A 12986-nucleotide genomic window follows, 5' to 3' on the forward strand; every position below is an offset into this window, starting at 1 on the left:
CCTGCGCGATTGGTAAGACGACTTGCGGGCGGCCCTGCCTTGTGACATGCCATCAGCATGGCAGAACGGTTGAAACTATATCAGCGCGTCGCGCTTGAAATCGAGCGCGGCATTCGGGAGGGCGTGCATCAGCCCGGCTCCCGGCTGCCGCCCGAACGCGACCTGGCCGAACAGTTCAGCGTCAGCCGCCCGACCATCCGCGAAGCGATCATCGCGCTGGAAATCCGCCAGCTGGTCGAAGTGCGTCACGGCTCCGGCGTCTATGTCGTGGCTGCGCCATCCAATGATCGCGCGGCGGCGGAACTGAATGTCGGCGCCTTCGAACTTATCGAAGCGCGCCTGATGTTCGAAGGCGAAGCGGCCGCCCTGGCCGCCGCCGTGATGACGCAGGAGGAACTGGCGCAGCTCAAGGCGATATTGGATCGCATGGAGTTGGTGGACCCGGCATCGCCCATGGAACTGGCGCTGGATCGGGAATTTCACCTGGCGATCGCACAGGGCACCCGCAATAGCCTGGTCGAACAGTCGATCGAGCATTTCTGGGATTTGCGGGAATCCTCGCCGCTGTGCCGCCATATGTTCGAGCAGGCGCGCCAGGGCGGCATCAATCCCAGGCCCGACGAACATCGCCGCATCTGCGATGCCCTTGCAGCGCGCGACAGTGATCTGGCGCGCGCGGCGATGCGCGATCACCTGACGCGCGTGTCGGAGGATCTGCTAGCGGTCACCGAACTGGAACTGATCGAACAGGCCAAGAAGGAAATCGGCAATAAGAGGCGGCGACTCGCCAGCGGCGGCGTGACGGCCTGACCATCTGCGGCTTGGCAGCCACGACAGTCGCCCGGTGCGAACCCCGCCATGGTGAAATGGCGAGGTTCCTGCCGCCTCAAGCGTCCTGCAACAGCTTCGCGCCGCGCTGCACCGTCATGCGGTGCGTGCCCGCCAGGTCGGTCGTGCGGGTGCGGATGTCCTTCATGAAGTGCCAGGAACCGGCGACCTGCTGCGGCGTCACTTCCAGCGAGACATAGCCGCGCTGGCTGGTGTCGCAAAAGGCCATGCCCGGATTGACCGCGCGCAGGGCGCGGGCGATGTCGGCGGGCGGCACGCCCTTGGCATAGGCTTCGAAGCCCGGCGAGGTGACGCTGTGACCGGCGAACTCCACGCCGACCCGGTCCTTGCCGCCGCCCTGGCCGGGGCCGCGCTCGCCCAGATTATAGCCCCAGGCATTGTGGCTGTCGCCCGACAGGACGACCAGGTCGGCGTCGGCCGCGAGTGCGGCATCGTACAGGCGGTTGCGCGCCGCCGGATAACCGTCCCAGCTGTCCATATTATAGGGCAGGCCCGCCTGCGACGCGGCGACCGCACCGGCCAGCGTCTTGCGCACGATCTCCGGCGCATTGGCGGGCACCCAATCGGCCGCGTTGGTCGGGAAGCGACCGTAGCCCATGATCACCTGCTGGGCCAGGATCTGCCAGGCTGTGCCCTCTTTCCTGGATTTGCCCAAGCCGTCGTAGAGCCATTGTTCCTGCTCCGCGCCCATCAGCGTGCGGTCCTTCGCGCTCCAGGGGCCGTCGCGAAAGTCCACCAGCGCCTTGGCAAGGTCGCTGCGCCCGGCGACTGCTTCGCTCACGCTCAACTGCTTGTTGCGCGCGGTGATGCGGGTTTCGGGGCGAAAAATGGTCGCCAGCGTGCCGATCTGGAAACTGTCGTAATGGGCGTCGGATACGGGCATCCATTCGCGATAGACCTTCTCCGCCGCCGCCTTGCGCACGGACCATTCGCCTTCCTTGTCGGGCTGATGATTTTCTGCGCCGTCCTTATAGGCATCGTTGGCGAGCTCGTGATCGTCCCATTGCGCGATCATCGGGAAGGCGGCGTGCAGCGCCTGAAGATCGGGGTCCAGCCGGTAGGAGGCGTAGCGCAGGCGATAATCGGCCAGCGTCACCATCTCGGTCGCCGGTTCGACGCTCCGGCCGGGCACGGCCTCTTCCAGACTGGGATAATGGCCGCGATCATATTCGTAGAGATAGTCGCCGCAGTGGATGATGAGGTCGATGTCGTCGCGCGCGGCGGCATGCCCATAGGCGTTGAAGAAGCCGAAGGGCATGTTGGAGCAAGAGAAGAGGCCGATGCCGAAGCGGGACACTTCCCCCTGCGGCAGGGTGCGGGTGCGGCCAAGCCGACTGATACGGCCATCGGGCGCGACGAAGCGGTAGAAATACCATTGGCCCGGTTGCAGGCCGGTGACCGTGATCTTCGCTGTGTGATCGGCGTCGGCGCGGGCCGTGACGTCGCCGCCCGACACGATCTTTGCAAAGGCCGGATCGGTGGCGACTTCGGCGCGCAGCTTGCTGTCGCCCGACCCGACATAGCGGGTCCACAGCAGCACGCTGTCCACGCCCGGTTCGCCGCTGGCGACGCCATGGGTGAAGCCGCGCGCCGCCAATATGGCGGCGGCGCCGGGAATGGACAGGGCGCCCAGGCCCAGCATACTGGCTTTGATAAGCAGGCGGCGGTCGATGGTGAGGCTCATGACTGTCTCCGTCCTTGTTCGGTTCAGAAGCGACCGGTCAGTTGCACGCCATAGAAACGCGGCTCTGCGGGGATGTAGGTCGGGATGCCGAAGGCGCCGCCGGTATTGCCTGCGTCGAGCAGATAATTCTTGTCCGTCGCATTGCGCACGAAACCGGAGATTTCGTAGCGATCCTCCGCGAAGCTGACGCCCGCGCGCAGATTGACCAACATCACGCCTTTCTGGCTGATCGCTTCGCTATTGGGCACTTCGAAATAGATTTTGCTGCGATAGGTCAGGCTGGGCGTCGCGAAAAAGCGCATGCCATTGCCCAGAGGTGCGTCCACCGTGAAACCCGCCGCCGCCTGGAATTTGGGCTGGAGGCGGAACTGGTCGCCCGCGAAGCGGCCATTGGCTTCTTTGTCGTCGATGCCGCCATCGATATAGCCGCCATTGGCAAAGATGTTGAGCCAGCTGGTCGGCTGGATCGCGACTTCCGCCTCGACGCCCAGATTGCTCGCCGTGCCCGCACTGACCGTGCGGGTCACGCCGTCGCTGCCGGTCACGCTGACCTGGAAATTATCATAGGTCTGGTAATAGACGCCCAGCGAGCCGGAGACGATGCCGCTATTGCCCTTCAGCCCGACTTCATAGTTCCAGACATTTTCCTCCGCGACCCGGTTGATGCGCGCGACACCGCCAGCGGCGGCGTCCAGGCTGACGGTCGGCGAACGGCGGCCCTTCGACACGGTGGCGAAGCCATTCACATCGGACGAGAAGCGATAGAGGATGTTGAAGCGCGGCAGGAAGGCGGCGAAACTGTCTTCGGCGCGCAGGACGCGGCCGTTGGTGTTGATCTGGCCCGGAATGAGCGGGGCGCCGCTCAGCACGGAATTGGGCACGGTCGTGACATAGCCCGACCGGCGCTTTTCGATGAGCGCGCGGATGCCAGCGGTCAGTTCCAGCGAGGGGCTGGCAAGCCAGGTGCCGTCGGCGAACATCGAATAGCTGTCATTCTTGCCCTGATTTTCATAGACCGAGCTGTAGGGAATGACGCTGGCCGCGCCCCGGGTAAGGATCGCGGTCGCCTGCGATGCGGTGACGGTGCCGTCGGCCGCGATGCAGGCAAGGCCGGGGATCAGGCGCGTAGCGCACTGGATATAGGTGCCCTCTTCGGTCGAAAAGGGCACGCGCTGATGGTTCTTCTCACGGAACATGTTCCAGCCGAACGATCCGCGGAAATGATCGCCCGCATAGGTGAAGCGGGTTTCGTGGCTCGCTTGCCACCCCTTGGCTTCTTCGGCAAATTCCAGATACCAGGCGGCAGACCCGTCGGCATCGAACAGTTCGTTGCTGTCGAATTTGCGATAGCCGTTGACCATCGTCAGCGTCCAGTCGTCGGCGATGTCCCAGCTGAAGGTCAGGTTCGCGTCATAGACGTCGCGATGCAGGCCCAGCTTGTCGCCGCCCAGCACGGACGACGACAGCGGCGAACCGCTGAGGTTGGCGGAGCCGAAGGGGCTGCCCGGCCCTTGCGAGGTCGGCAGCGCGCGGGAGATGAAGGGCGTACCGGAATTGCGCTGACGATCGTAGGTCAGGATGAGGTCGGCGGTGAAGCTGTCGGTCGGCTTCAACCGCAGCGATCCGCGCACGCCCAGTTGATCGCGGGCATAGAGGTCGTCCTGCGTCGCCGACAGATTCTTCACATAGCCGTCCCGCTTTTTCCAGGCGAAGGCGATGCGCCCGGCAACCTTGTCCGACCCGCCATTGACGAAGCCGCTCAGCAGTTTGGAATCATAATTGCCGTAACCGGCCGTCAGTTCGGCGGAAAAGCCGGGCTTCGGCCGCGCGGAGATCATGCTGATCGCGCCTACCGCCGACGCGGTGCCGAACAGCGTGGCTTGCGGTCCCTTGATGACCTCGATCCGCTCCATATCGTAGATGTCCTGATAGGAGCCTCGCGATCGGGAAATATCGACGCCGTTATAATAGAGGGTGACGCGCGGCGCCTGCTGTGCCGATCCGCTGTCCGACGTGATGCCGCGAATGACGATGCCGGGATTGTTGGCGCTCTGTTCCTGGATGTTGAGGCCGGGAATGTAATTGGACAGCTCGTCAAGGTCCGACACGCCGATTTCCGCCATCCGCGCGCCGCTGACGGCGGAGATGGTGATGGGCACGTCCATCGCGCGCTGTTCGATCTTCTGCGCGGTGACGATGATCTGCTCGCCCCCTGCAGCCTCGACGTCGGGCGCGGCGGTCTGGGCGATGGCGGGAAAAGCGGTGCTGCTGGCGAGCAGGACGGCGATGAGTTTCATGCGGCGTGTCATGTGGCGAACCCCTTTTTTGGATGGGGACGCCGCTGCCGCAAGGATGTGACGTGTCGGCGGCTAAGGCATGACGGGGTGATGAAAGTTCAGAGATTGCCATGTCATGCAAGATCATCCCGATCCCTGTCGTTGATATGGGGTCGAGATGGCGGTTGACGGTGACGACGTTGCCCTTGCCGCTTTCATCGCAGGTTCACCACCGACCTGCGATGCCCTTTGGACAGCAATGTGCCGGATCAGGAGCCGCATATGATGCAGAGGCGCAAACGTCGTAAATTGGCAGCTATCGGCACTGTGCTATTATGCTGCGCCATTGCACCCATGGCCCAGGCGCAGTCCGATCCCGGCAAGAAAGCCTGCGTCAAGGAAGCGCGCCTGCTCTGCCCGGCGGAGATGCAGTCGATGAGCCGAAAGAAGGTGGAAGCCTGCATGATCAGCAAGATCGCGCAGACCTCGCCTGTCTGTCATGCGGCGATGTTGCGCATCAAGGCGGAGCGGGAGGCGGCCGCCAAGCGCTAGGGTCGCGGGGCGGGTTCGTACAGTGCGCGATTTTCAGCACCGATCCGCACGTAGAGCATCGCCGCGTTGAGCAGGGTGAACAGCGCGGCAATCCATAGCAGCCCGAAGGTCAGCGGCAGGACGGCGATTTCGGCGGTCACGACCGCATAATTGGGATGGCGCAGGAATCGGAACGGCCCTTTGTTAACCAAGGGCGCGTCCTGCGTCACGATGATGCGCGTGGTCCATCGCGGACCAAGGGTCGCCAGCACCCATATCCGCATCAGTTGCAGAACAGCGAAGACGATCAGCAACGGCAGGGATACAGGACGATCGCCGACCGTGAACCATAGGGCCGCGAGCCAGGCCGTGTGCATCGCGACCATCACGGGATAATGGCTCGCCCCGACTTCATGCGCTCCGGCGGCCAGCAGCCTGGCGGTGTTGCGGCGGGCGATCACCAGTTCGCTCAGCCGTTGCAGCGTCACGAACGCCATGATCGCATAGGGCAGCGTCATGCCGCGCACCGCAGCGTGAGCGAAGAGGCGGTAAAGCCCGGACCCAGCGCGTTCAACACGGACAGCGGCGGCAGGCCCGCCCGACGATAGCGGTCCAGTACGAACAACACGGTCGGCGCCGACATATTGCCATGATCGCGCAGCACATCGCGTTCGTGGACGAGCGATCCCTGGTTCAGCGCCAGCGCGCCTTCGATCGCGTCGACGACCTTTGCGCCACCGGGATGGCATATGAACTGGTCGATATCGTCTATGCCCAGCCCCTGCGGCGCGAGCATTTCCGTCATAGCCTGTCGCATCTCTCGCCGTGCGAAAGCCGGGATCGCGCGGTTGAGCACGACGCCCAGACCGGTGGGTTCCGCCCGCCACCCCATGATGTCGAGCGTGTCGTTCCATGTCTTTTCGGCGCTGCCGGTGATTTGCACGAAGCCATCCTCTCCCGCGCGCAGCACGCAGGCCGCTGCGCCATCGCCGAACAGGGCGGTGGAAATGATGTCCGCCTTGTCGGCCTTGTCCGTCCGCAGGGCCAGGCTGCACAATTCGACCGTGACGAACAATATGACCGATCCCGGCATGGCGCGGGCCAGCTTGCTTGCCACGCCCAGGCCCGTAGCGCCGCCGGCGCAACCCAAGCCGAAGATCGGAATGCGCTGAACATCGGTGCGGAAGGGGAGGTGCGCCATGGCGCGCGCTTCCAGGCTGGGCGTGGCGATGCCTGTCGAGGAGACGGTGACGATCATGTCCACGTCCTGCGGACGAAGGTCCGCCTGCGCGATCGCCTTCTGCGCGGCGACGACGAACAGGTCGAGTGCGATATCGAGATAGGCGGCGGACCGTTCGGGGAAGGAACGATCGCTGCGATACCAGTCGACCGGCATAGCGAGTTGGCGACAGGCAACCCCGGCATTGGCATAGACCGAAGAGAGGCGTTCGAAATCGGCGAAATCCTTGCCGATCAGGTCACGCGCGGTGTCGAGGGCTTCGCTCTGCGACAGCCGATGCGGCGGCGTTTCCGTTACCAGCGAGAGTATGGACACCGGGTTCAAATAGGGCCGCCTGACGTGACCGGCTGACCGGTAAAAGGGTTCTTATGCGCAACGACTTGGACCACTGCGAGTTCCTTGTGTCCGATAGCCAGGCGGCTATGACGAAGTGGGCGTTCGGGATAGGCACGACATGGATGAAGGGTCTGACCTGAATGGTCGCGGAACACAGGCCGCCGGATATCGCGAATGGACCGGCTTCATCCTGATGTGCCTGGGGATGTTCATGGCGATCCTGGACATCCAGATCGTCGCCACGTCGCTCCCCACCATCCAGTCCGCCTTGGGCATCGCGCCCGACCGGATGATATGGGTGCAGACGGCCTATCTGACGGCCGAGATCGTCGCCATACCGCTGACAGGCTATCTGACCGCCAGGCTGGGGATGCGCTGGCTGTTCGTGGGAGCGGTCAGCCTGTTCACCCTCGCCTCCTTCGGTTGCGCGATGAGCAACAATTTCGGCGAACTGATCGCCTGGCGCATCGTGCAGGGCTTTTCCGGCGGGACGTTGATTCCGGCCGTCTTCGCCGCGGTATTCCTGCTGTTTCCGCCCCGGTCGCAGGCACTGGCGACGACCATCGCTGGAGTCGCCGCCGTTCTGGCGCCCACGATCGGGCCGATCGTCGGCGGCTGGATCACCCAGTCCTATTCCTGGCATTGGCTGTTCCGGGTGAACATCCTGCCCGGGATCGTCGCTGCGGTCGGCGTGGCGATCTTCCTGCGCGGCAAGGTGGCCGAACGGCATGGGGCAAGGCCGATCGACTTGCTTGCGCTACTGCTGCTCGCCACCAGCCTGGTCGCGTTGCAGATCGGGCTGAAGGATGCGCCGACGCTGGGGTGGCGCGCGCCGCATGTGATGCTGCTGCTGGGCGTGTCGGCGATCAGCGCGGCCGCTTTCATTTGGCGAACCTGGATGTCGGACGCGCCGCTGGTCCAGTTGCGCTGCTTTGCCGATCGCCACTTCACCATCGGCTGCGTCCTGAGTTTCGTACTGGGTTTCGGCCTGTTCGGATCGACCTATCTGATGCCCTTCTTCTTGGGCCTGGTGCGCGACCATGGTCCGCTGCGCATCGGTGAGATCATGCTGGTGACGGGCCTGACCCAGCTGGCGACGGCGCCGCTCGCGGTCTGGGCCGAACGCCGGGTCGATCCCCGTTGGCTCACGGCCTTCGGCTTCGCGCTGTTCGCGATCGGCCTGTTGTTGAGCGCGCATCAAACCGCCCAGACGGATTTCGCCGACATGCTGATACCCCAGATGGTGCGCGGCGCGGCGATCATGTTCTGCCTGTTGCCGCCGACGCGGATGGCGCTGGGGCGGCTGCCGGCATCGATGGTGGCGGACGGCAGCGGGTTGTTCAACCTGATGCGCAATCTGGGCGGCGCGGTCGGCCTGGCGCTGATCGACACAACCATCTTCAGCCGCGCTGCTACGGAGGCGAGCCACATTGCGGACAAGCTGCGTGCGGGCGATGTCGCCACCGCCGTGAAGATCGGCATACCAAGGGACGCCTTTCTGGAACAACGCGGCCAGCCGCTTGACGAATTTGCGACGGAAATGATCCGGCCTTTGGTGGAGAAAGCCTCGCTCGTCCCGGCCGTGAACGCAGCCTGGCTGATGTGCGGCATCCTGACGGCGCTCATTGTGTTGACGCTGCTGTTCGTGAAACGAACGGGTACTTCGCCATCAGCCGAAGAGGATATGGCATCCGAGACGGCTTGACGGGCGGATGTGATGCAGGCCGCTCACCGCCATAGGCATATCGCCAGCATCGACGTTGTCGCCTTTGGCGACACGTTCAACTAAAAACTGTCCGCGCGTTTCAAGTCGGCCAAGGGCATAGCGCTGCGCTGACTTCGTAAACCCGTCAGCGAATGTTGGCGAAGGGAGATGTGGTGCCCGGGGACGGATTCGAACCGCCGACACTGCGATTTTCAATCGCATGCTCTACCAACTGAGCTACCCGGGCACGGGTCTTCGGCAAGGACGCCCCGCCGGATGGAGGCGTGCCTATAAGCGTCAATCCGGTTCGCTGTCCAGCCCATAATTGCCGTTTTTTTGAGCATGTTCATCGACCGGCGCGCCGGGTACGCGATAGCCTTCGCCCAGCCATTGCAGCAGGTCGCGGTCGCGGCAGGCGGGGCTGCAAAAGGGGCGCGTTGCGGGCTGGGCGGGTTGGCCGCAGACCGGGCAGGCGGCGGGTTTAGGCGACATGGCCGCCCGACAGCGCGAGCGCCGCATCCGCTTTCAGCACGATCGCGCCGCCCCGGCGCTTTGAGAGCATCTCGATCCAGTCCTGCCGCTTGTGCAACAGGTCGATGATCGCGGGCGCAGCAGTCACCGTAGCGCCGCCACCCTGGCCGTGCCGTTCCGCCCGGCGCAGCAGCGCCAGCGCAGCGGTCAGCACCAGGTCTTCGCGCAGTGTTTCCATCAGATTGGCGCGTTCGCGGCGGCGGATGATCTGGAGGAAGCCGAACCCGTTCACGGCGGTGCGCTCGAAGGGTAGCGGCAGATATTTGTCGATCTGCGCAGCGGCGATGATCCGCTCGTCCTTGTTGTTCATCGTCGGCAGGTCGATGCCGATCGATCCGCTCAACCCCATGCGCCGCACCGTCTGCGCGGCAAGCTTGGCACCCTTGGGGCCAAGCTGGGCAGGGGGCAGCGAACCGTCAATGTCGATCAGCACCATGGCGGGCGTCAGGAACAGGCGCAGCGCGGCGGCTTCGGTGCCGACCTCGCCACTGATCGCTTCTTCCATCAATTCGCTCCAGCCATGCGCTTCCAGCCGGTCTTCTTCATGCGCGGGGCAGGGGACGACGGGCACGCCGGTGGCGCGGATGCGCTGCAACAGGCTGGGACCGGCATGGGGCTTTGCGCCGGGCTGGGGCATGCGGCCCTTGGCGCGCTTGGGGCGGCCTTCCTCGGCGATCGCTTCGCGTGTGATTTCCAACAGAACGTTGGCGCCTTCGGCCAGCCGGGGCGGGATCGGCTCCAGCAGCACTTCCTCGCCCGAGATCAGCCGCACGATGCCGCGCTTCTTGGGGATGAGGGTGGCGACCAGCCGCCCCTGCGCGACGGCGCCGGGGCGAACCGCTTCGCCCTCGCGCTCGATCAGCGCCTCGACCAGCTTGCCCTTTTCGATCAGGGCGGCGCGCGCCTCGCCAATGCCTTCTTCATAGAGCCATTCGGCCATAACTTAATCCAATGGATAGCCCGCTGCCCGGAGCAGCGTGCGGGTTTCGTAAAGCGGCAGGCCCATGATCGCGCTGTGGCTGCCCTGGATCGTGCGGATGAGGCCAGCGGCGCGGCCCTGTATGGCATAGCCACCCGCCTTGCCGCGCCATTCGTCGCTGGCGATATAGCGGTCGATCTCCGCCGGTTCCAGCCGCTTGAAGATGACGATATTGTCGGAGAGCCGATGCCGCGCCCGTCCGTCGCCATCGATCAGCGTGATGGCGCTCAATACGCGATGCCGCCGCCCGGACAGCAAGGCCAGGCAGGCGCGCGCCTCCGCCTCGCTCTCCGCCTTGGGCAGGATGCGGCGGCCTACGGCGATGACCGTGTCGCCCGACAGCACCAATGCACCGGGATGACGCGCAGCGACGATGGCCCCCTTGTCTGCGGCTACGCGCGCGGCATAGACGGCAGGCAGTTCGGCCTTGCGGGGCGTTTCGTCGATGTCGGCCGGGTCGACCGCATCGGGGACGACGCCAATCTGTCCCAGAAGGTCAAGCCGCCTGGGGGAAGCCGAAGCAAGAATAAGCCGCATGGACAAGCGGCTTATTTGAAGCGGTACGTGATCCGACCCTTGGTCAGGTCGTAAGGCGTCAGCTCGACAAGCACTTCGTCGCCCACAAGCACGCGGATGCGGTTCTTGCGCATCTTGCCAGCGGTGTGACCCAGAATCTCATGATCATTTTCAAGCCGAACGCGGAACATGGCGTTGGGGAGAAGCTCCACAACCTGTCCGCGCATTTCAAGCAGTTCTTCTTTAGCCATAATATCCCGAATTCGCAAAATCGCGCCGCCATAGCGCCAAATCGCGGAAAATGAAAGTCAAGGTTATACGCCGAAATGGTCGCCCGCTGCGGCGAGTGCCGAAAAGAGCAGATCCAGCTGATCTGCGTCGGTGCAATAAGGCGGCATCAGATAGATGGTGTTGCCCAGCGGCCGCAGCAAGAGGCCGCGTTCCAGGAAGAATGCGCGCAGGCGCGGCGCGAGATCGGACAGATAGCCCGCATCGGGAGCGATCAGGTCGATCGCCGCGATCGTGCCCAATTGTCGCGGGTTGGCAAAGGCGGGGTGGCGGGCCAGTCCATCGAGTCGCGCCGCGATGCCGTCAACCAATGTCGCGATTCGCCCCAGCACATCCTCTTCGCGCCAGATGGCAAGATTGGCGGCGGCGGCGGCGCAGGCGATGGCGTTGGCGGTATAGCTGGACGAATGGTAAAAGAGCCGCGCGCGGTCGGTCGATCGATGCGCGTCGAAGATCGGTGCGGTCGCCAGCGTGGCGGCCAGCGGGATCGCCCCGCCGGTAATGCCCTTCGCCACCGCCATGATGTCCGGCACGATGCCCGCCTGTTCGCACGCGAACAGCGTGCCGGTGCGGCCCCATCCGGTCATCACTTCGTCGGCGATGAAGAGGACGCCATGGCGGCGGCAGATCGCGGCCATGGCGTGCAGAACGGATGCGGGATAGAGCAGCATGCCGCCCGCGCCCAGGATCAGCGGCTCGACGATGAAGGCGGCGGGCTTTTGCGCGCAGGCGGCGTCCAGCGCGTCGAGGCAGGCCTGCTCCTGGCCGGGCGCGGGGAAGGGGATGGTGCCGACGTCGAACAGCAAGGGCGACCAGGCGGCGTTATAGACGCCCCGCTCCCCAATCGACATCGTCCCGATCGTATCGCCATGATAGCTATGGTCCAGCACCAGGATGCGGCTGCGCGCTTCCGCCAGTCCGTCCAGCGCCAGATTATGCCAATAGCCCAGCGCCATCTTGAGCGCGACCTCGACGGCGGTCGATCCGCTGTCGGAATAGAAGACATGCGCCAGTTCCGGCTGGCCCTCCGCACGGGGGGCTAGGGTGATCAGATCGCGCGCGACCGCTTCGGCGGGTTCGTGGGTATAGCCTGCGAAGATCAGCTGATCGAGTTGCCCGGCCTGTGCGGCGATGGCGGCGGCGATGCGGGGATGGCAATGGCCGTGCGTCGTCACCCACCAGCTGGAAATGGCGTCGATCAACGTGCCGCCATCGGCCAGGTGCAGCAATGCGCCTTGCGCGCGCACGACATGGGGGATCGGCTCATTGAGGCCGTGTTGGGTGAAAGGGTGCCAGACGGGGGAGGTCATGGTGGCGCTTTAGAACGGCCGATCGGCCAAGGCCATGATTTTGCATGGCGCATAAACAAAGGGCCGATCGTCGACCGGCCCTTTGCTATCAATATCGCTGCTGCCTTACTGGGGCGGCTGGCTCGGTGTCGCCGGAGCCGCCGGAGTAGCGGGCGCTGCCGGAGCAGCCGCCGCAGGGGCTGGCGGCGCGGCGGCCTGGATACGCTGTTGAAGCGCGGGATCAGCGGCCGCAGCCTGACCGATCTGGTTGAACTTTTCCGGCGGCAGGCCCGATGCCTGCAATGCAGCCAGCATCTTGGGCTGCTTGTCGGCTTCGGCGATCGAAGTGTCCGACTAAATCTTCGTCACTTCGACGGCGGCTGCCGCGAACTGCTTGATATCGCTGTCGCTGAAATTGCTTGCGCCAGCCGCTGGTGCCGCAGGCGATGCAGGCGCAGCCGGGGCGGCGGGCGCCTGTGCAAGGGCGGGGTAGGCAGCGAACAAAGCCAGCGAAGCGATGCCTGCTTTCAGAAAAGCGGTGGTGTTGAGACCCGTCAACATTTTTCTCCTCTTTGTCGATATGCTGATGAACAGACGACCAAGCTGTTGATATCGTTCCGGGGAGGAAAGTGCCGAACGGTGAATCGTGCGATTCAAAGGATAACGGGACTCGGCAAAACGGTTCGTCGCCCGACAGGCGCCATTGGCCGCAGCGGTCCTTCGCAGTCGCGGAATAAAGATCGGCCCGGACGCGTCATGCCG

The 12986-nt window shown here is 64.5% G+C and carries 12 protein-coding genes, 1 tRNA gene and 1 pseudogene; 3 read left to right on the top strand and 11 right to left on the bottom strand.

Annotated features, from left to right (window positions below):
• Positions 1–57 precede the first annotated feature (57 nt).
• Complete coding sequence (locus tag U5A89_RS20025) at positions 58–810, top strand: FadR/GntR family transcriptional regulator (RefSeq protein ID WP_338162748.1); 753 nt, start codon at positions 58–60, stop codon at positions 808–810.
• Between the two features lie 76 nt (positions 811–886).
• Here U5A89_RS20025 and U5A89_RS20030 read toward each other — a convergent pair whose 3' ends face one another.
• Both U5A89_RS20030 and U5A89_RS20035 read right to left on the bottom strand, forming a co-directional pair.
• Entirely contained in the window at positions 887–2533 is a 1647-nt protein-coding gene (locus U5A89_RS20030; protein ID WP_338162749.1) for an alkaline phosphatase D family protein, read from the bottom strand.
• A gap of 23 nt (positions 2534–2556) precedes the next feature.
• A complete protein-coding gene (locus U5A89_RS20035; protein ID WP_338163128.1) occupies positions 2557–4830 on the bottom strand; it encodes a TonB-dependent receptor in 2274 nt (757 codons plus the stop codon).
• Between the two features lie 333 nt (positions 4831–5163).
• On the opposite strand from U5A89_RS20035, the gene U5A89_RS20040 reads away from it, so the two are divergent.
• Positions 5164–5361, top strand: a complete 198-nt coding sequence (locus U5A89_RS20040; protein WP_338162750.1) for a hypothetical protein — start codon at positions 5164–5166, stop codon at positions 5359–5361.
• Here the strand turns inward: U5A89_RS20040 and U5A89_RS20045 are convergent.
• Together U5A89_RS20045 and U5A89_RS20050 are read right to left on the bottom strand one after the other, a co-directional pair.
• Entirely contained in the window at positions 5358–5858 is a 501-nt protein-coding gene (locus U5A89_RS20045) for an isoprenylcysteine carboxyl methyltransferase family protein (RefSeq protein WP_338162751.1), read from the bottom strand. The genes U5A89_RS20040 and U5A89_RS20045 overlap by 4 nt on opposite strands.
• Complete coding sequence (locus tag U5A89_RS20050; protein WP_338163129.1) at positions 5855–6895, bottom strand: type III polyketide synthase; 1041 nt, start codon at positions 6893–6895, stop codon at positions 5855–5857. The genes U5A89_RS20045 and U5A89_RS20050 overlap by 4 nt, the downstream gene beginning before the upstream one ends.
• Positions 6896–7034: 139 nt before the next feature.
• Here U5A89_RS20050 and U5A89_RS20055 point away from each other — a divergent pair, with 139 nt between their 5' ends.
• Positions 7035–8621: a DHA2 family efflux MFS transporter permease subunit gene (locus U5A89_RS20055; RefSeq protein ID WP_338162752.1), complete on the top strand. Its 1587-nt coding sequence runs from the start codon at positions 7035–7037 to the stop codon at positions 8619–8621.
• A gap of 171 nt (positions 8622–8792) precedes the next feature.
• On the opposite strand, the gene U5A89_RS20060 is transcribed toward U5A89_RS20055, so the two are convergent.
• From U5A89_RS20060 to U5A89_RS20090, 7 genes and pseudogenes are all read right to left on the bottom strand, one after another.
• Positions 8793–8868, bottom strand: a tRNA-Phe gene (locus U5A89_RS20060).
• Positions 8869–8918: 50 nt separating this feature from the next.
• Entirely contained in the window at positions 8919–9113 is a 195-nt protein-coding gene (locus U5A89_RS20065) for a DNA gyrase inhibitor YacG (protein WP_338162753.1), read from the bottom strand.
• Positions 9103–10092, bottom strand: a complete 990-nt coding sequence (locus tag U5A89_RS20070) for a ribonuclease (RefSeq protein ID WP_338162754.1) — start codon at positions 10090–10092, stop codon at positions 9103–9105. The genes U5A89_RS20065 and U5A89_RS20070 overlap by 11 nt, the downstream gene beginning before the upstream one ends.
• A 3-nt stretch (positions 10093–10095) precedes the next feature.
• Positions 10096–10668, bottom strand: coding sequence for a Maf family protein (locus U5A89_RS20075; protein WP_338162755.1), 573 nt, complete (start codon positions 10666–10668; stop codon positions 10096–10098).
• Positions 10669–10679: 11 nt separating this feature from the next.
• Positions 10680–10898: a translation initiation factor IF-1 gene (gene infA, locus U5A89_RS20080; protein ID WP_003049127.1), complete on the bottom strand. Its 219-nt coding sequence runs from the start codon at positions 10896–10898 to the stop codon at positions 10680–10682.
• 63 nt (positions 10899–10961) lie between these two features.
• Entirely contained in the window at positions 10962–12245 is a 1284-nt protein-coding gene (locus U5A89_RS20085) for an adenosylmethionine--8-amino-7-oxononanoate transaminase (protein WP_338162756.1), read from the bottom strand.
• Positions 12246–12350: 105 nt separating this feature from the next.
• Positions 12351–12782 (bottom strand): annotated as a pseudogene (locus U5A89_RS20090) (DUF4168 domain-containing protein).
• Positions 12783–12986 lie beyond the last annotated feature (204 nt).

Origin of the sequence: Sphingobium sp. HWE2-09, from assembly GCF_035989265.1 — a bacterium.
In the GTDB taxonomy this organism is placed as follows: Bacteria; Pseudomonadota; Alphaproteobacteria; order Sphingomonadales; family Sphingomonadaceae; genus Sphingobium.

Bases quoted from the DNA above. Each gene is read 5' to 3' on its own strand.
- U5A89_RS20025 (WP_338162748.1), top strand. From the start codon at position 58: ATGGCAGAACGGTTGAAACTATATCAGCGCGTCGCGCTTGAAATCGAG.
- U5A89_RS20030 (WP_338162749.1), bottom strand. From the start codon at position 2,533: ATGAGCCTCACCATCGACCGCCGCCTGCTTATCAAAGCCAGTATGCTG.
- U5A89_RS20035 (WP_338163128.1), bottom strand. From the start codon at position 4,830: ATGAAACTCATCGCCGTCCTGCTCGCCAGCAGCACCGCTTTTCCCGCC.
- U5A89_RS20040 (WP_338162750.1), top strand. From the start codon at position 5,164: ATGGCCCAGGCGCAGTCCGATCCCGGCAAGAAAGCCTGCGTCAAGGAA.
- U5A89_RS20045 (WP_338162751.1), bottom strand. From the start codon at position 5,858: ATGACGCTGCCCTATGCGATCATGGCGTTCGTGACGCTGCAACGGCTG.
- U5A89_RS20055 (WP_338162752.1), top strand. From the start codon at position 7,035: ATGGATGAAGGGTCTGACCTGAATGGTCGCGGAACACAGGCCGCCGGA.
- U5A89_RS20065 (WP_338162753.1), bottom strand. From the start codon at position 9,113: ATGTCGCCTAAACCCGCCGCCTGCCCGGTCTGCGGCCAACCCGCCCAG.
- U5A89_RS20070 (WP_338162754.1), bottom strand. From the start codon at position 10,092: ATGGCCGAATGGCTCTATGAAGAAGGCATTGGCGAGGCGCGCGCCGCC.
- U5A89_RS20075 (WP_338162755.1), bottom strand. From the start codon at position 10,668: ATGCGGCTTATTCTTGCTTCGGCTTCCCCCAGGCGGCTTGACCTTCTG.
- infA (WP_003049127.1), bottom strand. From the start codon at position 10,898: ATGGCTAAAGAAGAACTGCTTGAAATGCGCGGACAGGTTGTGGAGCTT.
- U5A89_RS20085 (WP_338162756.1), bottom strand. From the start codon at position 12,245: ATGACCTCCCCCGTCTGGCACCCTTTCACCCAACACGGCCTCAATGAG.